Source organism: Nostoc sp. C057 (assembly GCF_013393925.1).
Classification (GTDB): domain Bacteria; phylum Cyanobacteriota; class Cyanobacteriia; order Cyanobacteriales; family Nostocaceae; genus Nostoc; species Nostoc muscorum_A.
The window spans coordinates 6,639,453-6,662,701 of the sequence record NZ_CP040281.1; the positions used below are offsets into that span (position 1 = coordinate 6,639,453).

The 23,249-nt window shown below is 40.5% G+C and carries 17 protein-coding genes; 8 read left to right on the forward strand and 9 right to left on the reverse strand.

Annotation, left to right across the window (positions count from 1 at the left end):
• The first annotated feature begins 601 nt into the window (after positions 1-601).
• Together lipB and FD724_RS28350 are read left to right on the forward strand one after the other, a co-directional pair.
• A complete protein-coding gene (gene lipB, locus FD724_RS28345; protein ID WP_179074899.1) occupies positions 602-1,294 on the forward strand; it encodes a lipoyl(octanoyl) transferase LipB in 693 nt (230 codons plus the stop codon).
• Between the two features lie 246 nt (positions 1,295-1,540).
• Positions 1,541-1,678, forward strand: a complete 138-nt coding sequence (locus FD724_RS28350; protein WP_372726496.1) for a hypothetical protein — start codon at positions 1,541-1,543, stop codon at positions 1,676-1,678.
• A 95-nt stretch (positions 1,679-1,773) separates the two neighbouring features.
• Here the strand turns inward: FD724_RS28350 and FD724_RS28355 are convergent, their stop codons facing one another.
• Positions 1,774-2,538, reverse strand: a complete 765-nt coding sequence (locus tag FD724_RS28355) for an amino acid ABC transporter ATP-binding protein (protein WP_114082490.1) — start codon at positions 2,536-2,538, stop codon at positions 1,774-1,776.
• Positions 2,539-2,615: 77 nt separating this feature from the next.
• On the opposite strand from FD724_RS28355, the gene FD724_RS28360 reads away from it, so the two are divergent.
• The 5 genes from FD724_RS28360 to FD724_RS28380 all read left to right on the forward strand — a co-directional run bounded on the left by FD724_RS28360 (position 2,616) and on the right by FD724_RS28380 (position 8,579).
• The gene (locus tag FD724_RS28360) at positions 2,616-4,121 is read left to right on the forward strand and encodes an ABC transporter permease subunit (protein WP_179074900.1); all 1,506 of its coding nucleotides are present in this window, start codon (positions 2,616-2,618) and stop codon (positions 4,119-4,121) included.
• A gap of 601 nt (positions 4,122-4,722) precedes the next feature.
• Positions 4,723-5,607: a lipid kinase gene (locus FD724_RS28365; RefSeq protein ID WP_179074901.1), complete on the forward strand. Its 885-nt coding sequence runs from the start codon at positions 4,723-4,725 to the stop codon at positions 5,605-5,607.
• Positions 5,608-5,685: 78 nt separating this feature from the next.
• Positions 5,686-6,291, forward strand: coding sequence for an exopolysaccharide biosynthesis protein (locus tag FD724_RS28370; RefSeq protein ID WP_179074902.1), 606 nt, complete (start codon positions 5,686-5,688; stop codon positions 6,289-6,291).
• A gap of 776 nt (positions 6,292-7,067) precedes the next feature.
• Positions 7,068-7,625, forward strand: coding sequence for a hypothetical protein (locus FD724_RS28375; protein ID WP_179074903.1), 558 nt, complete (start codon positions 7,068-7,070; stop codon positions 7,623-7,625).
• 177 nt (positions 7,626-7,802) lie between these two features.
• Entirely contained in the window at positions 7,803-8,579 is a 777-nt protein-coding gene (locus FD724_RS28380; protein WP_179074904.1) for an SDR family oxidoreductase, read from the forward strand.
• A gap of 215 nt (positions 8,580-8,794) precedes the next feature.
• Here FD724_RS28380 and FD724_RS28385 read toward each other — a convergent pair whose 3' ends face one another.
• The 7 genes from FD724_RS28385 to FD724_RS28415 all read right to left on the reverse strand — a co-directional run bounded on the left by FD724_RS28385 (position 8,795) and on the right by FD724_RS28415 (position 16,802).
• The gene (locus FD724_RS28385; protein WP_114082484.1) at positions 8,795-9,574 is read right to left on the reverse strand and encodes a photosystem II S4 domain protein; all 780 of its coding nucleotides are present in this window, start codon (positions 9,572-9,574) and stop codon (positions 8,795-8,797) included.
• 266 nt (positions 9,575-9,840) lie between these two features.
• Positions 9,841-10,347 (reverse strand): hypothetical protein, encoded by a 507-nt coding sequence (locus FD724_RS28390; protein ID WP_179074905.1) that lies wholly within the window; start codon positions 10,345-10,347, stop codon positions 9,841-9,843.
• A gap of 476 nt (positions 10,348-10,823) precedes the next feature.
• Positions 10,824-11,201: a hypothetical protein gene (locus tag FD724_RS28395; protein ID WP_012409408.1), complete on the reverse strand. Its 378-nt coding sequence runs from the start codon at positions 11,199-11,201 to the stop codon at positions 10,824-10,826.
• Positions 11,202-11,680: 479 nt separating this feature from the next.
• A complete protein-coding gene (locus tag FD724_RS28400) occupies positions 11,681-13,870 on the reverse strand; it encodes a TolC family protein (protein ID WP_179074906.1) in 2,190 nt (729 codons plus the stop codon).
• A gap of 103 nt (positions 13,871-13,973) precedes the next feature.
• Entirely contained in the window at positions 13,974-15,536 is a 1,563-nt protein-coding gene (kaiC, locus tag FD724_RS28405) for a circadian clock protein KaiC (RefSeq protein ID WP_114082481.1), read from the reverse strand.
• A 261-nt stretch (positions 15,537-15,797) separates the two neighbouring features.
• A complete protein-coding gene (gene kaiB, locus FD724_RS28410; RefSeq protein WP_114082480.1) occupies positions 15,798-16,112 on the reverse strand; it encodes a circadian clock protein KaiB in 315 nt (104 codons plus the stop codon).
• Between the two features lie 108 nt (positions 16,113-16,220).
• Positions 16,221-16,802 carry a KaiA family protein gene (locus FD724_RS28415; RefSeq protein WP_179074907.1) on the reverse strand — a complete coding sequence of 194 codons (582 nt, stop codon included), beginning with the start codon at positions 16,800-16,802 and terminating at the stop codon, positions 16,221-16,223.
• A 673-nt stretch (positions 16,803-17,475) separates the two neighbouring features.
• Here FD724_RS28415 and FD724_RS28420 point away from each other — a divergent pair.
• Entirely contained in the window at positions 17,476-20,826 is a 3,351-nt protein-coding gene (locus FD724_RS28420; protein WP_372726497.1) for an ATP-binding protein, read from the forward strand.
• Between the two features lie 79 nt (positions 20,827-20,905).
• Here the strand turns inward: FD724_RS28420 and FD724_RS28425 are convergent, their stop codons facing one another.
• Positions 20,906-22,837, reverse strand: coding sequence for a glycosyltransferase family 39 protein (locus FD724_RS28425; protein ID WP_179074908.1), 1,932 nt, complete (start codon positions 22,835-22,837; stop codon positions 20,906-20,908).
• Positions 22,838-23,249: the final 412 nt, after the last annotated feature.

Below are 23,249 nucleotides of genomic sequence, written 5' to 3' on the forward strand. Positions count from 1 at the left end.
ATATTTGATGTGTGAATTTGCTTTGTATGAAAAGAAATTGCGGTAAGGTCTATTACTCCCGCCAAAACAAATTGTGAACTGTTTCTATCTACTGCTGGTAAGCTATTTTTAAGCTTACTGCATCTAAGTTTTTGCTCATTATACCCTTAATTTTCCTCCTCATCTCTGCGCTGATATCCAATTGGATTTCCACATAGAACTATTTGGTGAGGAAATTTGAGCGATCGCTCTCGTAACTGTCTTCTCTATTAAAACAACGCTTACAGAACTGTTGATAGTTGCTCCTTCTGTGTCCGGTTGAGGTTTACTCTCTGTTGATCGACAACACGAGTATTTATAGAAGTTCATCTTGCTTTAATATGCAAACAAGATTATTAGAGTCATCAGCCAGTGCATCCTTCTTAATTGTCTTGGCATGATGCTTATTGCAGAGAATTCCTCCTAAAACCTATTGAGGTTGTATATTCAAACTAGCACTTTGTATTTTCTAATGCATGTTCCCTTGACTTTCCTTTAAAATCCTTTGCAAATCTTGACACTTTTGGACTGCAATCCTGTAAATCGCAATATATTTTATTCCTAATACCAGTTGATTTTTGGCATGATCCGTAGTAAAGAACCACACAACAATCATTGTTTGCTGTATAACCAAGGATTAATGCCTTACTTAGATGCTCATAGATGGCAGCGATCGCTCCTCAATGAACGCATCCATGACCCTAGTCTAGATGACGTGTTAATTTTGCTAGAACATCCACCTGTTTACACTTTGGGGCAAGGAAGCAACTCAGACTTTATCAAATTTGATATTGATCAAGGTGAATATGATGTGCATCGAGTTGAAAGAGGCGGCGAAGTTACTTACCATTGTCCCGGTCAACTAGTGGGGTATCCAATTTTAAATCTGCAACGTTATCGTAAAGACCTGCATTGGTACTTACGCCAACTCGAAGAAGTCATAATTCGCGTATTGAGAGTTTATGGGTTGCAGGGAGAAAGAATTCCGGCTTTTACTGGTGTTTGGTTACAAGGGCGGAAAATTGCGGCTATTGGGATTAAAGTCAGCCGTTGGATTACGATGCACGGCTTTGCATTAAATGTTTGTCCAGATATGAAAGGCTTTGAGCGCATTGTACCCTGCGGTATTTCTGATAAACCTGTAGGCAGTTTAGCCGAGTGGATTCCAGGTATTACTTGCCAAGAAGTCCGTTTTTATGTAGCACAGTGCTTTGCTGAAGTATTTGGAGTGGAATTAGTCGAATCACAGCCTCAAGACTTTTTCCGGTCTGAGTAAATTCAGTCTGTATTTATGTAATAAATACTATAGCAGCCCTATGGAAATTATGAGACACTAATGAGAGTAGCCTATATCTAAGAGTATCAAAATAACTATTTAACTACGGTTGTCAAACCTAAAATCTGATTATTTACAAATTTCTATACTAAATTTTTACGGCTGTCAAGCACAACTTTGCGCGTGAATTACTCAAATAATTTCCAGGTATATACCCCATCGTTAACGTCTCTGAGAGAACGTGATTTGACAGCTTTGATAGAACTATTTGATAGAGACGATGGTGATGAAATTGAAGCCGACATCAGTGCTAGTTTGTTTTGGCTGATACCTGAGCCTTGTTGGGAAGACGATCCCTTTGATTTCTTGCGCGAGTATCTTTAATTAGTGCTGTTAGCGGTAGCGGGGCGTTTAGCCCGTGCTAAGTGGGAAGTAATGAGTAGGAAGTAATGAGTGAGGAGTTTAAAGGAAGCCTTTAATTACGAATTACGAATTACTTGAAGACGACTGAGGAAAATACGCAGGCGATCGCTTTGAGGATTAGTCAGTACTTCATAAGCTGAACCTTTTTCTGTCACAATGCCTTTGTCTAAAAATATCACTTGATGGGCTACTTCTTTTGCAAATTGCATTTCATGGGTGACAACCACCATTGTCATTCCCTCTGCTGCCAATTGTTGCATCACTTGTAAAACTTCGCCGACGAGTTCGGGATCTAGGGCGCTGGTGGGTTCGTCAAATAGCATGATTTGGGGATTCATACATAAGCTACGGGCGATCGCTACTCGTTGCTTTTGTCCGCCAGAAAGTTGTTCGGGATAAGCAGATGCTTTGTCGTGTAAGCCAACTTTCTCTAAATACAATCTCGCTAGTTGGGCGCTTTCCTTGGGTGTTTTACCCAGAACTTTACGCGGTGCAAGTGTCATATTTTCCAGGACGCTGAGATGAGGAAACAGGTTGAACTGTTGAAAAACCATACCTACCTGTGTCCGTAGTTGGCGCAGTTGATTATAGTTGACAGTGGGCCGGGATAAGTTGATACCGTTGATTATTAAACGCCCGTTGTCAATGGTTTCTAAGCGATTAAAGCAGCGTAATAGGGTACTTTTACCACAGCCGGAGGAACCGATAACTGCAACAACTTCTCCCCGGTTGATTTCGCCTGTGATTCCTTTAAGGACTTTTAGGGAACCAAAATTTTTTTCGATATTATCAAAAATAATTGCGGGGATGGTATTGTTCATTACTTGTGCCAAGCTGCTCTACAGTTGATTGTAAGGTTTTAAGGAACCGCAGAGGCGCAGAGGTAAGAGAAAATAATATGGCTAAGTTTGGTTTTGGGGGTTGGCTGCGCTGGTGTGTGGTTGTTAGTTTTGGTTGTTTGTTATTAGCTAGCTGTGCTGTGAACTCTAGTGCGGGGAAAACTTTGCGGGTTGCTACAGAACCAGCATTCCCACCTTTTGAGTTTAAAAAACAAGGTGGTGAGTTACAGGGTTTTTCCATTGATTTGATGAATGCGATCGCAGTTGCAGCTAAATTTAAAGTCGATTTTCAAAGTATGCCTTTTGATGGTATGATACCGGCTTTGGCAGCCAAAACGGTAGATGCGGCGATTAGTTCGATCACGATTACAGAGGAGAGGGCAAAGACAATTTCTTTTTCCCGTCCTTATTTTAAAGCTGGGTTAGCGATCGCAATCCGTGCAGACGATCAAAATATTACTGGCTTTGACAGTCTCAAAAATAAAAAAATTGCAGTTCAAATTGGGACAACTGGAGCTGCAAAAGCTAAGAGTATTCCTGGAGTGCAACTTCGTAGTTTTGATTCAGCACCTGTAGCCCTACAAGAATTGGCCAATGGTAATGTGGATGCGGTAATCAATGATGCGCCAGTGACTTTATATGCTATTAATACGGGCAATCTTCAGGGAATAAAAATAGTACAGCAATTGCTGACGGAGGAGTTCTATGGCATTGCTACAGCTAAAAATTCGCCAAACTTGGCATTAATAAATGATGGTTTGGAGAGAGTGTTAAAAAATGGCACTTATTCTCAAATTTACCAAAAATGGTTTAAAATCAAACCGCCATTACTACCAGCTAAATCACCATTTGAAAACCAGAATAGTACTAGCTCACCTAAAATATTTACTTCAATTGCTGTAATTTTGCAGGCTTTTCCGACTTTATTGCAGGGAGCATTAGTAACGTTACAATTAACGGTAATTTCTGTAGTTTTTGGTTTAATTGGAGGTTCCCTAATTGGTATTGTCCGACTTTCTCGGATTGCACCTGTGCGTTGGCTAGCGAGAGCCTATGTAGATTTTTTTCGGGGAACACCTTTATTGGTGCAAATTTTTATGATTTACTTTGGTTTACCAGCAATTTCGCAAGAACTTGGTTTTACATTTACTTTTGATCGCCTAACTGCTGGAATAATTGCCTTAAGTTTGAATAACGCCGCCTACACTGCCGAAGTTGTGCGTGCAGGGATTCAATCGATTGAAACAGGACAAGCAGAAGCAGCACAATCATTAGGATTGAGTTCTATACAAACGATGAGTTATGTCATTTTTCCCCAAGCTTTTCGCCGAATGATTCCACCTTTGGGTAATGACTTTATCAGTTTGTTGAAGGATACTAGTTTAGTTTCTGTAATTGGGTTGGAAGAATTACTACGTAAAGGACAGTTAATTGTTGCTGATAACTATCGCGCCTTTGAGATTTATGCAGGTGTAGCGGTGGTTTATTTATGTTTAACGTTACTTTTTTCACAGGCATTTAGTCACTTAGAACTGTGGATGAATCCAGTTAAACGGCACAGGTGACTTTTTTATTCATTCGCTCGCCAGTCGTACAGAATCCTTCTAAATTCTGACTCCTGAATTCTATTTTGATAAAGTCTAGTTTAAACAATGTTTTAAAGGGATCTTTTGCTGTCATTCTGTTCTCGTAGCGTTACCGCTTAAAAACTAGAGCTTTTTTCAACAGTCATCTGAGATATGTAGCTTTTGCTATATAAAGTTTGCAGCCAATACTGTAAAAGCTAATGGTTTCAACCTGGATAAAATTTATTTCTATAATTTAATCTATAAATATGTATCTATACAAATAATAAATCTTGCATTGTTTGTAATTATGGTCTGGTTATTATAAAATTGTCATAAATATCGTACTAACAATAAAAATACTCAAATACAGTCATTTAGTGAGTAACAATCATATCTACTGAGTATCAACCCAGCAAGGACTAATAGAGATAAACTAGATAAAAGAGAAATTAAAAGTTGCTTACAATAACATAATAAGTATTGAAAAAATAAAATTTTGATGAATATCATAACAATTTAAACACTTTTTTAGAGCCAACTTAAAGCAGAATACATAGATGCGGATAATTGGACATATCAACTACAAAAGGTACTACCCATGAGTTCCCGCGCCCTGCTGTTAATAAATCGTCATGCCCGCCAAGGGCAAAAGAGTCTGTCGGAAGCGATTGAATATCTGAAAACACTCGGCTTTGATTTAATTGAGGAGTCTACAGAAGACCCAAAACATCTTACTGAAGTTATATTTCGCTATCAGCATCAAGTTGATCTAGTAATCATTGGTGGAGGAGATGGCACTCTCAATGCAGCAGTCGATGCTTTAGTTGAGACTCAGTTGCCCTTGGGAATCTTGCCTTTAGGAACTGCCAACGACCTAGCGAGGACTTTGGAAATCCCGAATTCACTCAGCGAAGCTTGCCAAATTATTGCAAATGGAAATTTACGTCATATCGACTTGGGTTGGGTGAATGGCAAGCACTTCTTTAACGTTGCCAGTCTAGGATTGAGTGTAAAAATTACCCAGCGACTTACCAAAGAAGTCAAACGCCGTTGGGGAATCTTTGCTTATGCCGCCACTGCATTGCAAGTCATTTGGGAAGCTAGACCTTTTACTGCGGAGATTGTAATCAATGGTGAATCAGTTCGTGTAAAAACAGTACAAATTGCTGTAGGTAACGGCCGTTATTACGGCGGTGGTATGGCAGTGGCTGACGATGCCACAATAGATGACCAAAGGCTAGACCTCTATAGCTTGGAAATTAAACACTGGTGGCAGATTATACTATTACTTCCTGATATGCGAGAAGGGCGACATATACATTGGGAGAGTGTACGTTCTCTTCAAGGTCAAGAAATAAAAGTATATACTCGCAAACCCCGGCCTATCAATACAGATGGTGAAATCACTACTTACACACCGGCTCATTTTAGGGTTATACCTAAAGCTATAGCTGTTTTAGCGCCTCCAGAAATTAGGAGTTAGGAGTATTCTCCCTCATCTCCTCCACTTACTGTATTTCCCTCTGCTAAAAATGTGGGAAGTTGCATCAACTCACACCAAATGCATCTGAGATTTTCTCAAGATATAAAGTCCCTGTTACAACGCCTAGCGGAACAACCGCTTACTCTAGGTGATGTTCTGGCAGAAACCTCAGAACGAGGATTCAGCCTGGTGATTACATTATTAGTTTTGCCCTTTTTATTTCCTATGCCACCGGGATTAACTGGCCCTTTTGGTGGTGCTTGTTTACTGTTGTCAGCGCAAATGGTTTTAGGGAGGCGATCGCCTTGGCTGCCGAAAAGAATCGCTAACTACAAGTTTCCTCGTCCCTTTGCTGAGTTACTTTTACAAAATTTGGGACATCTTACCAAAGTTTTACAGAAAATCGCCCGTCCCCGATTGGCCAAAATAGCCCATAATCCTTTGATTTGGCGAATTAATGGGTTTTGTATCTCTTTATTAACAATATTTTTAATATTACCAATTCCGTTTACAAATCCTATCCCCACTATAGGTATTTTACTTTTGACTGTTGCCACCATCGAATCTGACGGTTTATTAATTTGTATCAGCTACGCCGTTACTGTCTTAATTACCTTGCTATTTGGATTTATTGGTTATGCAGTATGGTTAGCTCCTGGTTTGCTGCCATCTATATTTAAATAATAAAAGCCCATAGCGTTAAGCTAAGGGCTGTAATTTATTAGGGTGCATCTACCATTTATTAATCCGCTTTATTAATTCCTATATCCGGGGAAATTAGGTTTTTTAACAGATTTATTTTATCGACACATTAAAAACTATAAGTAACAAAAAAGCCCATAGCGTTAAGCTAAGGGCTGTAATTTATTAGGGTGCATCTACCATTTATTAATCCGCTTTATTAATTCCTATATCCGGGAAAATTAGGTTTTTTAACAAATTTATTTTATCGACACATTAAAAACTATAAGTAATAAAAAAGCCCATAGCGTTAAGCTAAGGGCTGTAATTTATTAAGGTGCATCTACCATTTATTAATCCGCTTTATTAATTGCTATATCCGGGTAAATTACTTTTTTAAACAGATTTATTTTATTTTAAAATTATAAATTTAATTAAAAAAAGCCCTCAACTAAAAGCGGAGGGCTATGATTTAATTAAGGTGCATCTACTATTTATATATCCGCCTTAATTCTTGCTGCATCAGGAAGAATTGAAAAAAATGGATAACTGTGGAATTGATTTCGTTAGCTATAAAACTAGTACTAGTCTGAACGAGACCAACCTGCGGTTTTTGACTAGATAATCATTGACTAACTTCACATTAATTTTATAATTAGCCCCAATTTTACCTAAATACACAAAGTTTTTGTTAATATCTCTGATGCTATATCCGCAATAGTACGAATATAGTTTATTAGTTGGGTATATGACTATGAAAGTTAGACGCACCCAACTTCATGAAGCGATCGCCATTTCTATTAGCCCTTGCTAGCCTTTGTATTGTCGGGGGAAGCTTTTTTATCAGAACAGCTTTTAGCAGTACTAGCGAGCCTAAAATAATAACTGATACATCACGCTACAAAGAAATTCGTAATCAGCTATGGTCTGATAATGATCGAGTAAAACATTTTCCTAATCAGATTCCTACTGATGCCAAAGATGTTCGTATTGCTTACTCTCCAGAATTTTTGCAAGGAAATACTTTTTTTCAAATTAGGCTGAAACAGCCACCAAATAAGATAGAAAAATTACTGTCACAATACAGAAATAGTGCAAAGTACAAATATAGAGGTGGTAACACAAACGACCACATAAATCAACTTAACGGTGTACCGACAACTTTTTTCTACACCAGTGACTCTTCTACAGAATCTTTTCCAGCTACTTATGAAATACTAGTATTAAATGCAGACGACAAAGGCAGACCTGGCTTCAAATGGAATCATGGAGATAGCTATGGTGTCGCTATTAATAGTTCCGCCTCAGAAATAATCTATTGGTCTGAAAAATGGTAGCTAGTAATTCAAAATAAATTTGAATCGCTATGAGAAAAATAATTATTTGGGACATGACCCTTATTCATTACTAAGTGATGGTTTTACCCTTTTGGGTATATCACTTTAGGTAGTTAAAAATTATAGCCAGCATAGTTAAGATTTATAGGCTGATTAAAAACTATCTAAATATTTAGAATGCCAACTGCTTTAATTACTGGTGCCTCTAGTGGTATTGGTAAAGCTTTTGCCCAGGAACTAGCTGCACGCAAGACAAATCTTGTACTCGTAGCTCGTTCCAAAGAGAAACTAAGTCAATTAGCTAAACAACTAGAAGAACAACACAAAATTCAAGTAGACGTTATAATCCAAGACCTCACGGAATCTAATGCAGCTGCTACTGTATTTGATGCCACTAAAGCAAAGGGATTAACTATTGACTTATTAATCAACAATGCTGGTTTTGGTTACTATGGCGACTTTGCCGAAGGGGATGGAGAAAGACAAATTAAAATTGTACAATTAAACGTTTTAGCATTGGTAGATTTAACCCATAAATTTCTACCCTTGATGCGGCAACGACGGTCTGGAAGTATTATTAACGTATCCTCTATTACCGCATTTCAACCAATACCATACCTTTCTGTTTATGCTGCCAGTAAAGCTTTTATTCTTAGTTTTAGTGAAGCACTATGGGCAGAAAATCGTCAATATGGTGTCCGTATTTTGGTTACTTGTCCAGGGCCAATAGAAACAAATTTTTTTGCGGAAGCTAATTTTCCTCCAGCGCTGGCAAGTAGTACGGATAAAGTGTATTCTTCCGAAAAAGTTGTCTGGGAATGTTTAGATGCTTTGGAAAAAGGCTACCCAACTGTTATTAGTTCTGATACTAGCACTCAAATTAGAAGCAAATTATCTCGGCTCGTACCGCGCAAACTTCTGCTGAATATATTAGCAAAACACTTTAAAGCTTAAGAGGTTGTTTTAAAAGTGGTTACTGAGGTATCCAAAACTTAAGATCCTCCTAGATCCTCCTTAAAAAGGAGGACTTTGAGAAGGTTATTGCACCCTTATTAAGGAGGGATAGGGAGGATCTGAATATAAGGGTAGACTTTTCAAAAATCCTCTTAGGAGTTAAGAATTGGGGGATAAAGAAACTGGTGAATTTAAAACTCTTAACTCCTCACTGATTACATATACCTTGTTAATTGAACTCGGTAACGGTCTTTTTTTGTAACTGCGATTTCCCCAACTTCTAAACGCCCTTTAGAGCGAATGGCGATTAAGTCACCTGATTTGACTTGAGAACTAGCTTGTGTAACTTCCTTCCAATTAACGCGAACATCACCAGCATCAATGAAGTCAACCATTTTGCTGCGGGACATACCAAAACCAGCAGATGCGATCGCATCTAACCGCAAAGAAGCCTCCACAGTAGTTAGTTCTTTTTTCTTTGGTTCCCGAACCCTTAATTCAGTTATCTCAATTCGCTGAGTCTTCACAGGAACCGATCGCACCTGCTTAAGACTCATTTCCAAAAATTCTACTAACTCTGGGGCGACAATCGCCTGGGCCCCTCGTTCTCCCAAGACAATAACGTCTCCTGTCTTTTCACGAACAATTCCTGTTCCCAACATTGCGCCTAAAAAGTCGCGGTGAGAGGCGGTATCAAACAAGAAGTTACCAGCAATTTCCACGGCGACAAGGCTGACTTGAGATTGATCTAGGGGAAGTTCTGAACGAGCGATCGCTATTCTTTGGCGTTCAGCTTGGGGATATCCGCCCCACGCAACTAATTCCACTTCTGTTAATCGGTTAAACACCCGTTGAATTTCCGCTAATTCTGGGGGAGATAGAAAATCTGTCAAAACCACTTCCCAAGTTTTGATAGCTTGTTCCGCTTGATCAATTACACGAGCTACACTATCTCGATTTTCAACACCCTTTAAAAGTTCTTCTCGTGGCAACATTCTTAAAATTTATGAGTTAGGAATTGAGAATTAAACTGCTATAACTGTCTTGATTCTAACTTTAATTCCCATTTCAGCAGGTTCCCATTGCTAGGAATTTGTTGCATTCCTAGTTTTTTCAAAATTCAAATCGAGGCAACACGATCGTCTAGAGAATGAGCGATAATTCTTTTAAGTTCTCGCCCAGTAAAGGCAAAATTGACCAGTACTTTTACCGCTTCAAAAGTAAATCCTGTGTGTTGTAATGCGTAAACCAGTATTTTTTGTCACACGCTACTTGTGTCAGCATAACCTTGGATATTTTCTGGATCAAACTGACGTAATATTCGGGTCGCTTGCCGAGTCAGAGTTTCAGAGCCTTGAACGGCAACTAAGTATTTACCCGCGTCTAAGCGGTTTCGATAAGGCAAGGCATCACCACCACCGATGAGTAAACCGACTCCACCACCCACAACCACACCACCCATAGCACCACTAGCAGCACCCAGCAGTCCGCCAACGATGTGATTGCCAACTTCACCCGCCCAGGCAAAAGTATCTAAACCAGTGATGAGGCTGAATGTAAAACCTGCAAAAAAGCCAAATGGTATCAGCCAGGTTGCCATCAGTTGTGCTTGCTTTTTGGCTTGGTCTTTGGGGTCAATTAAGCCAAACTCGTCAGCCGTTTTATAGCCCTTCCCAAGGATAGTACTGTTTATGCCTTCTTCTTCTAAAGCTAAGTAAGCAGCTTCGGCTTGAATGCGGTCTGGTAATACGGCAACAAGGTAATTCATTGATTTTACAATTTGTCTAATATAAGTTTTGCCTTAATTAACAGCGTATCAGTCTTGGTCGAATCGATCTTACATTGGGTAAGAGTTTGGAGTTGGGAAAGGCTTTGATTCTTACTCCAATACTTTTCGGATAAACCCAATAAGGGACTTGCGTAAAAATAAAGTACCAGTAAACCGAGTTTCGACTGCGCTCAACTCTCGATGGCTGAGGGTTGAGCGCAGTCGAAACCCGTCTAGTTGGGATACTATTAACCCGCAGATCCCTAATCTCTCTTTTGGTCTGAGGAAAGGTAAATTCAAACCCTTTGCCTTTCCCCTTTCCCCCAAAACCCAAAAAGTATTGATGCTTACTTCCCTTCCATTGTAGAGAAGGGATTGGGGGTTAGGTCTGTATTAAACTCAACTGCAAATCGCGTAGGCGTAGCCCGCCGCAGGCATCGCGCAAGTTAAGCATTAGTTAAATATATGTGGGCTGCTCACTTGAGCGAATCTAGTGGCTCACAAAAATTGTTTACGCCTTGTTTGAGGACATATATCAAAACTGGCGTTGCCAAAATCTTGGGAAATGTCGGCATTGCTTTTAGATGTTCCATCATCTTTTGAGGTGAAGTATTAAGCAAATCTTCCCGGTATTCTTGTTCGCAAATAACCACACGCCATTTTCTAGCCAAGGCATCTAACCACTCAGAATTTGCTCTTTCTGGTTGTTGTCCTGCTCTAATAGCTAGCGTCATCGCCGCATCTTCTAAATCTCCATCACAGTCTTCAATCAAATCCAGCGCTTCCATATCGCTAGGATCGTCAGCCAATTGAGAGCGAAACTGTGCAATTTCTTGAGATGTTACTTTAGTCATGAGTCTTTGACAAGGCTAGCGAGCGAACATTCAGTTATGCTACATCATTTCACAAAATTCCTGTTATGCGTTTTCGCGGCACTTTCAAAATTCAAAATCCCTGTGGGAAAGTTCAGTTAAGAATTAGACTGTGCCATATTTAATTTTCATCTAGAGAGCGCTCATGTTGCCCACCTCAAAAAGACTAATATTTAATTAAGTTATGCAATTTAACGTGAGTTCGACAAGTCTATTTGACCTCTCCCCCAGCCCCTCTCCGACACGGAGAGGGGAGTAAAAAGCTGAATTTTTCTTTGCTCCTCTCTTTCCGTTTCGGAGAGGGAGAGGTTCGTCGAACTCACGCCAATTTAAATCACTTTCAGATGATCGGTGGGAATTTTAGGCGTGTAGAGAGTTAAAATTCCGGTCTTTTTGACTAAAAAGCCTCATCTTTCAATGAGGCTTTCAGAATTTTTAATTAAGAGATGAAGTCAGCAGTACTAGCGTAGCGCTCTGAGGGTAACAGACCGTTGTAACTGAGCTAAAGCACGGTTGTAATCCAAAATTGCTGTGACTCGATTACCTTCAGCCCTTGTGAGGTCGTTTTCAGAGTTAATGACATCAGTTTGAGTTCCTACACCAGCTTGGAATCGCAAACGCGCTAAACGTAGAGCTTCTCTAGCTTGTTCTAAAGCGGTGTTAGAGGTTTGAACATTCTCCAAACTAGATTGCTGGGTAGAGTAGGCTTGTTCTACCTGAAAGCGAATTTGGTTGCGCTGTTCAGCAAATTGAGTTTCTGCGATCGCAATATTAACACTAGACTGAGCTGCTCTTGCTCTTGCCGCTCCCCCATCATATAAATTGATGGTTGCTCTAACTCCCAATGAATAACCATCAGTAACGCTGACACTATCATTGAACTGGTCTAGTAGGTTGTAACTACCTACTAAACTAACTTGAGGGCCCAGTTCTGCAAGAGCCTGTCTACGCTGTTGTTCGCTGATATTGCGTTGTGCCAACTGCTGTTGCAATTCTGGACGATTTTGATAAGCCAGCACAATACTTTGTTCTAGCGTTGGGTTCCAAAGACCAGCTAATTGTACAGGGTCGGCGGCACTGATATTTATTCCCTGCGGCAAACTTATCCGAGTTGCTAATTGACGACGGGAAATTGCCTGCTGGGATCTAGCATTAGTCAAATCTTGTTGGGCATTTGCTAAATTCACCTGCGATCGCAACACATCGAACCGCGTACCAACCCCAGCTCGCTCTAAAGCTTCCGCATCACGCAAACTAGCCTCGGAGTTTTGCACAGCCGACTGAGCAATACGTACTTGTTCATCCGCCTGTTGCAGATTGTAGTAGTCAGTGGCAACATTCAAACGGATTGTCTCAGACTGAGTTTCTACAGCCAATTCATTGAAACGTACCTGTTCTTCAGCCGCTCTGATGCTAGCTTGCACTCTCCCGGAAGTGTAGATGTTATATGACAGCTGTGCTTGACCGGAAAAAGATGTACCAGCTTCATCTGGCGATGAGATACCCGTCTGTTGTTCTTGGAGTTTCGACGAGAGCTGACTACTGGCAGACTGACTACGAGTAATATCAGCGCTAATTCCTAGAGTTGGCAATAAAGCAGCTTGTGCCTCACGTAGAACCGCTCGATTCCGTTCTAGCTCCAAAATAGACACCTGTAAATCCCGATTGTTACGCCGTGCTAGCTCCAGAGCTTGTGCCAAAGTAATCGGCTGATTTCCCTGAAGTCTCACTTCCTCCGGTTTTGTAGGAAACTGCAAGGGATTTGAGCTAGGAATCAAGTTATCGGGAACTTGCACCGGCCCTGATGGCACAGGAGTTGTGGTTCTCGGCACAGTGGAAGGTTGTACTGAATCTCCTGGTGCAGGAGTTACGGTTCCTGGTACAGTGGGAACCTGTGTCGAATTTGCCGGAATTGAGGTATTATTCTGAGCAATGCGGCCAATAGCATTTTGTTGTAAACAGCTGTTTGAAGCCAGTAGCAAAGCCGCTGAGGAATTAGTCTTGCTTTTCCCTGATTCCTGTGGGCATCTTGTTGCTGACAACAGTTTTGCTGATTCTCCACCTGTAGCTGAAGTTTGTAAAAATGTTTGCAACTCAGTAACAGCATTTTTCTTTTTAACCACTGGCTGCTGTGCAGAAGACAGGGGTAAAATTTTTCTTTGGACAGAAGAAGGTTTTGAAGTGTAGTTGGGAACTACTATGCTCTCTGATTTCTGCCCAGAAATGCTTGAGTTACTCTGTTTTTGGTTATTTTGAGCAGAACGGCTAACATCTAGCTGTTGGGAAGAATTAGAGGTAGGTGTCAAACTGACAAATCTACCTTCATCTTTCTTAAGTACTTGTTTTATTGGCACAACAGTATTTCCAGCCGTAAATACTGGAATACTGTTATTACTTAAAGGCTTCATACTAAGTTTGGTAAAACCAAAACCAGGTAGTAGGGTTGGAACACTAACATTTGCACCATGCGGCAATTGCGTATTCATCATATCCACAACCGAGCTTTGACCATAAGTAGAAGTCAAAACACTAGGAGAAGAAGCCAGCTGTACCCCAGTTAGTTTTACAGTACCAGCCCAAGCAGGCTGAGTTGTTAAAACCGCTGCCGTGACACCAGGCAAGAAGCTATAGAATAATTGCTGTCCTTTCACCGCATCCCTCACACGAAAATCAATCTAGCGGCAGAAAACCTTTCTTCACCACAGAATATAGCACGATACTAAATTTAGGAAAGAATATACTACGATACTAAATTTAGGGTTCGGAACTCTGTTTGTCTTCAAAACGTCTAACAATGCGAGAAAGTTCCGCCTTTTCATCGATACTAACGCGAGTAGGAGCACCGCTGATAATCCGTTCGTAGTTTCTGAAAGAATCTTTAATATCGGGCCCGTCAGCAGTGATATTATACTCGCGAATGCCCTTATCATGCCAAGATCCGCGCATTTTAAATACGTTAATTGCCCGCGACATTTCTCCACGAATTTCTACGTACTGTAACATTAGAATTGTATCGGTAATCGTAGATATATGAGAGTCAGTAATCGAATGCGCTCCTAAAAATTGGTCAGTTGTGTTGGTAAAGAAACCAGTAATTTCTTCTTGTTTAGCATAACCCGTTACACCAATTACAAACTGCCTAAATGCATTATTGCTCACTCCTCTAGCTAATGCTGATAATGAATCAATAGCAATCCGAGCTGGTTTAAAGACAGCAATTTCTGATTTAATAATTTGTAAATGGTCTTCTAAACCAGTTGATTCAGGATAGGTACAAATTATTTTTAGTAAACCTTGCTCTTCTAATTCTTCAAAATCAATTCCCCAAGAAGAAGCATTACGAGATAGTTGGGCGCGTGATTCTTCGTAAGCAAATAATATTGCCTGTTCTCCATTCAGGCAGCCATCTTGAATAAACTTACTTACTAACAAGGTTTTACCAGTACCTGTGGCTCCTGTTGCCAAAATAATAGAATCTTTAAAGAAACCACCACCGCACATTTCATCTAAGGTTTTAACACCAGAAGATACCCTGATATTAGATGAACGCTGAGTTAAACGCATTGCTCCTAGAGGGAAAATGTTAACTCCTTCATTAGTAATTGTGAAGGGATACTCGCCTTTCATGTGAGTTGTGCCACGCAATTTGAGAATTTCAACTGTGCGACGGCGGCGTTCTCCTTCTAAAACGTTGCGAACAATTACTACATTATCAGAAACAAATTCTTCCACTCCAAAAGAAGCAACGGGGCCATATTCTTCACTGCGTTCAGTGGTAATTACAGTGGTGACACTCAGTATTTTGAGACGTGCTACCAAGCGAAAAATCTCGCGTCGTACTACTCCCATCGCTTCATACTGCTGAAATACTGCTGTCATTGAGTCAATTGAAACTCGTTTAGCTTTGTATTTGCGAATGGCATATTGCAAGCGTTCAATGAGTGCAGAAAGATCAAAATTACCAACGATATCTTGACCTTCTGGATCGGGAGATGCATCAAGAATAAATAACTTGCCTTCTTCGATTAGGCGGGGTAAATTCCAACCAAAAACATGGGCGTTTTTAATAATATCACTGGGTGATTCTTCAAAAGTAACAAATACACCTGCTTCATCGAAATAGGTAATACCGTTATACAGAAACTGAAGAGATAATAAAGTTTTACCTGTACCTGAAGTACCACTGACCAAGGTAGTTCTACCAATTGGTAAACCACCATGACTAATATCGTCAAACCCTTCAATCATCGTGCGAATTTTTTCTACACCCCCATTTTTTGGTGTCTTCTTGGGTTCTACTTGCTCGTTTTGACTCATTGCTTGATAATAAAAGGGTATTAAAAACTGTTGTTTTATTAGTAAAATTTGTACTCAATTTTTCCAGACTAATTATAAACTAAATGTTAAGCAAGTAGGGTGTGTTAGGTAACAATCTGACAAAAAAATAGCAAAAATAAATATTTTGCTATAATGCTCTAGGATAAAGGGTAGTAAAGCTATCTGAACTAGAGCAATATAATGGCTACCCTACATAGTTAAAATTTACTTTATAAACGCGATCTTGTATCATTAATTATTTTACTCTTCAAAATCTGCTTCACTCAGTTCTTCATAAAGCAAATCTAGTCCAATCAATACTCTTTCTCGATCTGAGAGATCGCCAATAATTTTGCGAACGGGTGGAGGCAAAATTTTGGATAATGTTGGCGTTGCCAATATTTTATCTTCTTCTGCTAGTTGTGGGCTTTTTAATACATCGATCACTTTTAAAGCATAAACACCTTCAAACTCCTGTTCTAAAATATTTTTGAGTGTTTTCAATGCCCGAACTGAATTAGGGGTATTCCCGGCTACGTAAAGCTTGAGAACGTAGGTTTTTTTGGCTTTAATCATATATTTACAGGCTAGTTACGATAGTAGAAAGACAAGATGTGTTCGCACGTTGGTAATAACTAACAGTGTTAGCTTGTTCTAAGTTAATTATTAATAAATAAACTTATTTTATTTAGGAATCGAACTCCTATAGACTTCACACAAGTGAGCCAATATATCTATCAACGTCAGGCGGTAATCAAGTAAGGTTTCATTGCTTCTTCCTTCTAATTTTAGCTGGATAGAAAATTCTTCAATTACCTCCATGTGAATTTCGATGATTTGGGGCACAGGAATATTAGCATAAAATATAGTATTGATAAATTTATCAATTTTTTCTTTGAGTGTTTTGTCTGTGGTAAAATAATTTAAAAGTATTAGACTGTAATCTGATTTAAGCTGTCTTAATAATCTTTGCCTTTCGGCTGGATTCATCTCGTTAAAATGCTGTTGGCTTTTTTGCATCTGGCTGGCAAATACATAGACGTACTTGCTAGTGTATGCCTTACTTAGGTTTTGTTGCGGCCAATTTGGTAAATAGTTGATTGTTGCAGAGGTCGTTGCAGTAACAGGTAAATAGCAAAATTGGGCGATAATCCCATCAATAAATTTCCATACCCAAGCAATCCAATCTTTTTGCTTGACTAAGTAAACTAGATTATTTAAACATTTGTTAATATCAGGTCGCAGAATCAATATTGGTAATAACATTTACTCTTTAATCTATCTCCTTGATCGCCTTGACCAAGAAACGTGGGCTGATAAGTTTGGCTAACGCTTCTAGGGAAATACTTCTTGATGTGCAGTAAACTGGCGACTTTACCCCAAAATAATGCTCTGTGTTCACAAATACTGCAAGAAGGCAATTCTTGCTGGAGGGGGAAAGTAAGAAAGCTTATGCACTAAACTTAAACTTTTTAGCTTTTTTCAACTGGATATTTATTTATGCCTGCTTGTGCTAGCAACTCAAAAGCTTAATTCAGCGACTAAGTGTTAAGACTTAGTAAATTTTTGATGATGAGGTATTTGTCGCCATAAACAGACACACTACCTAATTTATTGTTTGCTTATCTGTATTTATGTATATAAATAGATATATTTTTTAATTTTTCTCCTTGATAAGATACTTAAACGAACTTAAAGGATTGTCCGATTCTAAATCATTATAATTCCTCAAGGTTCTAAAGCGAATCTTTGGGGCCATAATTGTTGTAGCCGTCACTATCGATCGGGAGTTTAAATACCAGTAAGACGCTGGGGAGGCTAGTTGCTATAAATCAGAAACGTCGCCTCTTGGAAAAATGCACTCGTCCACAAGCAAGTGTCCGTGAGGGGAAATCCCGTTGTTTTATTTAATGACGTTGAAATAACCAGAGTTGCTTATATGAGTCTTCTTAGAGGATATGGCTTCAGGCGAAAAGACCATCAACAGTTGGCAGATGGAGATGCCGGAGGTTCCCACAGGAAGAATGACCCCCAAAGCCCTATGTTAATGCTAGATTACCCGCTTTCTGACTTTCAGGCAACCGTAGCTAGCTGCCTCCAAACATCTTCTTTGGCAGTAGTGCTGGAGATTTTTGAGCAAGAGCAGTGCGATCGCTTGGTAGTAGTGAATCAGCAGCAATGCCCCGTTGGATTGCTGTATTCTGCCCGTTTAATCCAAAAATTATTAGCACATAGTGACAATAAAAATCTAAATTTACATCAACCACTCTCTACATGGGGTCAAGGTCTCATTGAGCCAATACAGACAATATCAGCTTCTGAGCGTGTAGAGCAATTAACCTTGCACTTGGGTTATCCACAAGCCGAAAAACACCAGAACTTAGATTGGGCGCTGATTGACTCTGATGGTCGATATTTGGGTCTGCTGGATAGTTCCCGCCTGTTGCGATCGCTGGCTAAGGAACGCATGGTTGGTTTACAAAGCTCAGGCATCCAGAGGTCGCGCCATGAGCATGATGCTGATGTACAGCCGCCAAATAAAGCAAAATCATTGGGACACCAGCCACTGATACTGTTACTGGAAAGATTGCCTTGGCCTTTAATGTTGCAAACGTCTACTGGCGAAGTGTTAGCCCGAAATCCCGCCTGGTGGCAACAATTAGGAGCCTTAAAAGATCCAGAAGGAGTTAGGCGACAAGTGGAAGCAATACTTGTCCCTAAGCCCTCCGAAAAATCTGAATATGTCACCCAACGAGCAATCAAGGTTCATCCCAATGGCAGGGAGAATGAATATGGTGGTGAAGAGGAACTGACTCAGCAAGAAGCATCACCAGATGCTGTATACAGTCGCTGCTATTTGGATAGTCAAGTGGGTACTTGTACCTGTGTTGTGGAAGTGCAAAATGGTCAGGAGCGAATCTGGCAGTTTGCCAAAATTCCTTTAGATAGTCCTGAGTTTAAAGTCATGAGTGCTGAGTCAGAGGTTTTACTCAGCAATGATTTGTGGTTAGTTTTAGCTACTGATGTAACTGAACAGCAGCAGCTTTGCAAAGAGTTAGCTGCAAAAAATGCCGATTTAATTCAACTAAATCGGTTGAAGGACGAGTTTTTAGCTTGTATTAGTCATGAACTCAAAACTCCCCTAACTGCCGTTTTAGGATTATCGCGTTTGCTGGTGGATCAGCAGTTGGGAGAACTTAACGAGCGTCAAGCCCGTTATGCGGGACTAATCCATCAAAGTGGCCGCCACCTGATGAGTGTGGTTAATGACATTTTAGATTTGACCCGAATGGAAACGGGGCAAATGGATTTGACGCTGACACCAGTGAAAATTAGTGCTGTGTGCGATCGCGCCCTGTCGGAAGCCAAAGCCATCCACACTCAAACTACTAAAACAACATCCCAAACTCAAGAAAGTGCCCGTTCATCTGCTCCCCAATTCTGCCTTTCCATTGAACTAGGTTTAGATGAAATGGTGGCAGATGAGTTGCGCTTGCGCCAGATGCTAGTACACCTACTTTCCAACGCCTTTAAATTCACTGAAATATCCGGCGAAATTGGGCTGCGGGTAAGTCGTTGGGAAGGATGGATTGCCTTTACAATTTGGGATACAGGTATTGGCATTCCAGAACACCAGCAACACCTGATTTTTCAAAAATTCCAACAACTAGAAAATCCTCTCACCCGCCAATTTGAAGGCACTGGTTTGGGGCTAGTATTAACTCGGGCCCTAGCTCGGCTCCACGGAGGAGATGTCAGCTTCTTGTCTCGTGAAGGAAAAGGTAGCCAGTTTACACTACTTCTGCCGCCCAGTCCCCCGAAAACAGGCTTTTCAGAGCCAGATATGGTAATCAGAGCAGACGAGAAGACACGACACCAACAGACACGGGAAAACACCGCAGCCACTCGTCAGCAGATCGTTACGCCTACACAGCATCATCCCGCGAGTTCCCAACGGTTGGTCTTAGTAGTCGAGGCTGTAGCCAGATATATTGAAGACTTGACCGAAAAACTCAAATCTTTAGGATATCGGGTAGTAATTGCGCGATCGGGGACAGAAGCAGTCGAAAAAGCTCGGCGCTTGCAACCAATAGCGATATTTTTGAATCCGTTGCTACCCCTGCTCTCAGGCTGGGATGTGTTGACTTTACTAAAATCTGACACTGCAACCCGTCATATATCTGTAATAGTTACCGCAACGGGGGCCGAAAAGGACAAAGCATTTGCTAACCGAGCCGATGGTTTCTTAAGTTTGCCAGTGGAGCATCAGGTATTGGCACCAGTTCTCGAAAAATTATGTGCTGCCCAAGTAGCTCCGCAGGTAGGGTTGGAAAATAGCGCCATTATCCCACCTAAAACCCCACTACGAATTCTCAGGTTGGTGAATCCCCAGTTGGAATCGGTTAATCCTCACCCTTCACTTCGAGAACATCGGGTGATTGAAGTAGATGATTTAGATCAAGCAGAACTTTTGGCACGGGTATGGCAATTTGATGTCATTTTACTAGATGTCGAAAGTACCACCGCCCAAATTTATCTGCAACAACTAATCCAGCACCCACGTTTGGCGGCTCTACCATTGGTTACTTGCGATGTTGCAACTACCTTAGTGGCTTCTAAAGTACCAGGGTTATCTGTATATCCTTACTTAACACCATTTACCAAAGACAACGGTAGTCGCATCGAAAAAACAGATGCCTTACTATCAGTACTACAAATTGCTTCTGGTATTTGCTGCCCTCCTAACATCTTGGTTGTGGATTTGACAATGCTGCGTGATTTTCCACAGGTAAGACGTAAGCCAGCTAAGGGTTATCGGACAGCAAAAAATTGCTCAATTAGTAGTGAAACTGCTGAAAGGGGGTCTGAGTGGTTCCAAGCTTTAATTCAGTATTTACAAACAGCAGGCTTCAAAGCGGCGATGAGTCCTTGTTGGGCAGAAGTATTACAACAAATTCGCCACCAAAGCGTTGATTTACTACTAATTTGTTTAGGAGAATCCGCTATCCACAAAGATGTGCTAAAAGCCCTGAAAACATTGGGAGATTCACCAGATAAATTACCACCAATTTTGGTACTAAATCAGCGATTAAATCGCCCAGACACCAGTTCTTCGGTTGGGGTAGCTTATAAGGAAATTGACAAGCAGAAGAAGAATAGCTTGGAATCGATAGAGACTGTGGTTGGTGCGATCGCTACCCAAATATTACCGCGATCAATATCAATGGAAGACCTATTAGACCAGATCAATCAAGCCTTAGCAGTCAATGGTTACAATGGCAAATGTTAATTGGGTCATTGGTCATTAGTCATTAGTCATTAGTCATTGGTTATTCGCAAAGGACAAAGGACAAATGACTAATGACAATTTAAGATATGTTTATTTTTTCATTTTTCTTTTTCTTAAAAGGAACCCGAACTAGGTTATAAGCACCTTTGGTAGATAAACTTTTGTAATCATCTGGCTGTAATTCCATTTGTAAAAACTTTTTCTGTTCAGCCAACAGCAACAGTGAAGGAGGTTGTAATCCCTTAGCAGCCTGGTTTTTAATATGCTCTATAGCCTCTTGAGGAAGTCCTAAATAATTTACATGAATGTGGCTGTAAAATACCACACTGGGCTTTTTGAAGCCAAGCATGATCAATTCTTCATTTGGTTGTTTTGCTTCTAGAATGACCGCAGATAATTCCCTTAAGGGTAATTGACGTTCTCGATCAATAAAAAACGAAGCAGGCGTTAAGACAAAAATTATAAACGCCACCAGCCCTAGTAAATTAATTCCAATAATGTAGTTCCATCGGCGGCTCAGTAAGAAACCAGCAACTAAAATTGCACAAATCAACCACATTACGCCAGCTATTACTGGTAAACCAGATTTTTGAATTAGTTCGTGAAAGTTACTGATAGCTGGGTCAGTACCTAATATATGGGTTATGTTAAACAGTGCTGTTGCTAGAACTGATAAAAACATTACATTCAACCAACCACTCACTCGGAGAAAAGTAGGGGAAAGGGGAGGAGTGGGGGAGGAAGAAACACGAGATGTTTGTCTGTCTTCTGTATCCTGGAAAAAGTCGCTCCATAAAAGCGTCACTAGGATCGCTGCTGCTGGCATTAAAGGCAAGACATAACTAGGCAGTTTGGTGACAGCAATGCAGAAAAAGCCAAAGATGCTAGCAAACCAAATCCAGGCGAATAAACCAAACTGCTGAAAACGTTCAAGGGATCGCCAGTGCGATCGCTGCCAAAACTTTAGTCTGATTATAGAAATAGGTAAATACACGGAGTATGGCGCAAAACCCAGCAACACTACTATAAAGTAAAAATACCAAGGTGCTGAGTGACCATTAACTACTTCTGTAAAGCGTTCCAGGTTGTGATAACCAAAAAAGGCATTAATATAATTCCAGCCATTGCGCCAAATTACTAAAGCATACCAGGGCACTGACAAACCTAGAATTATCAGTATACCCACGAAGAGGCGCATTTCCCGCAATACCTCTCTAAACCTTCCCACGTAAAGCAAAAATGCACCAACAATTAGCCCTGGTAAAACAATTCCCACTGGCCCTTTAGTCAAAATTGCGCCAGCAATTAGCACATAACAAGCCAAGTACCACTTATTAGGGAATAGGGCATGGGGCATTGGGGATTGTGCATTGGTTATTAATTCTGCTCCCCCTGCTTCCCCTGCTCCCCTGCTCCCCTGCTCCCTGCTCCCTTCCTTCCCCGCGTAACCTAAAAAGAAACACAACAAAGCTGATGCCATACATCCGGTGAGCAGCATATCTGAGACACCCGTTCTTGCCCAAATAATAGTTTCGGGATTGAGTGCCATGAGCGCTGCTGCGATAAAAGATGTTAAGTAGCGGCGAGTAGGACGTGAAACTTGCTCTAATTCATCTTGTTTAGCGAAATACCACTGTACGGTGTAAAAAGCTAAACAAATTAAGCCAAATGCTGCGATCGCAGAAGGAAGACGTACTGCCCACTCATTTACCCCAAGAATGTAATATGCGATCGCCTGACACCAGTAAATTAAAGCAGGTTTATCGAAACGAGTTTCACCATTGAAAAATGGGGTTATCCAATCACCTGTGACAAACATCTGGCGGGAAGCTTCGGCAAAAAGTGGCTCTGTCTCATCAATCAAGCCAATATTGCCCAAATTCCACCCAAAAGCTATCCAGCCAACCACCATTAACCACAAAACCGACACCGTGGCACTAAGGGCTGGATTCTTTGCTATTTTGTTGAACCACTGATCAACAGTGTGCTTAACACTCAATTTCATGCTCATTAGTCAATAGTCAACAATCACTACTCAATAGTCGTTGATTATCTATCTTTTGTTCTTCCAAGGCTCAAATTCAAATTTTTTTTATTTAACGCTTAACACTTAACACTCTACACTTCTTCGGCTTGGAACAATACCAGTTGCTCGAAGCTGCTAGAAAAACCCAAGAGGTTAACAAATTATCACCGTGGAGCTTGCTCCTAAGTCCTATTTCAGAATTTATTAATTGACAAATTAGACAATAAATGCACTACTGAAAGCAGGATAAAAATAAGCGTAGCTCAACCTGGGCTACGCTTACTCTAGTCGGCAGTGACTTGAAAGACGGATAATTTACGTAATTAGGATTACGCATCAAGTACAAAACCCCGCTTTCAAGAGCAGGGGTTATCTTAACTAGTAACTTCTCAAACAT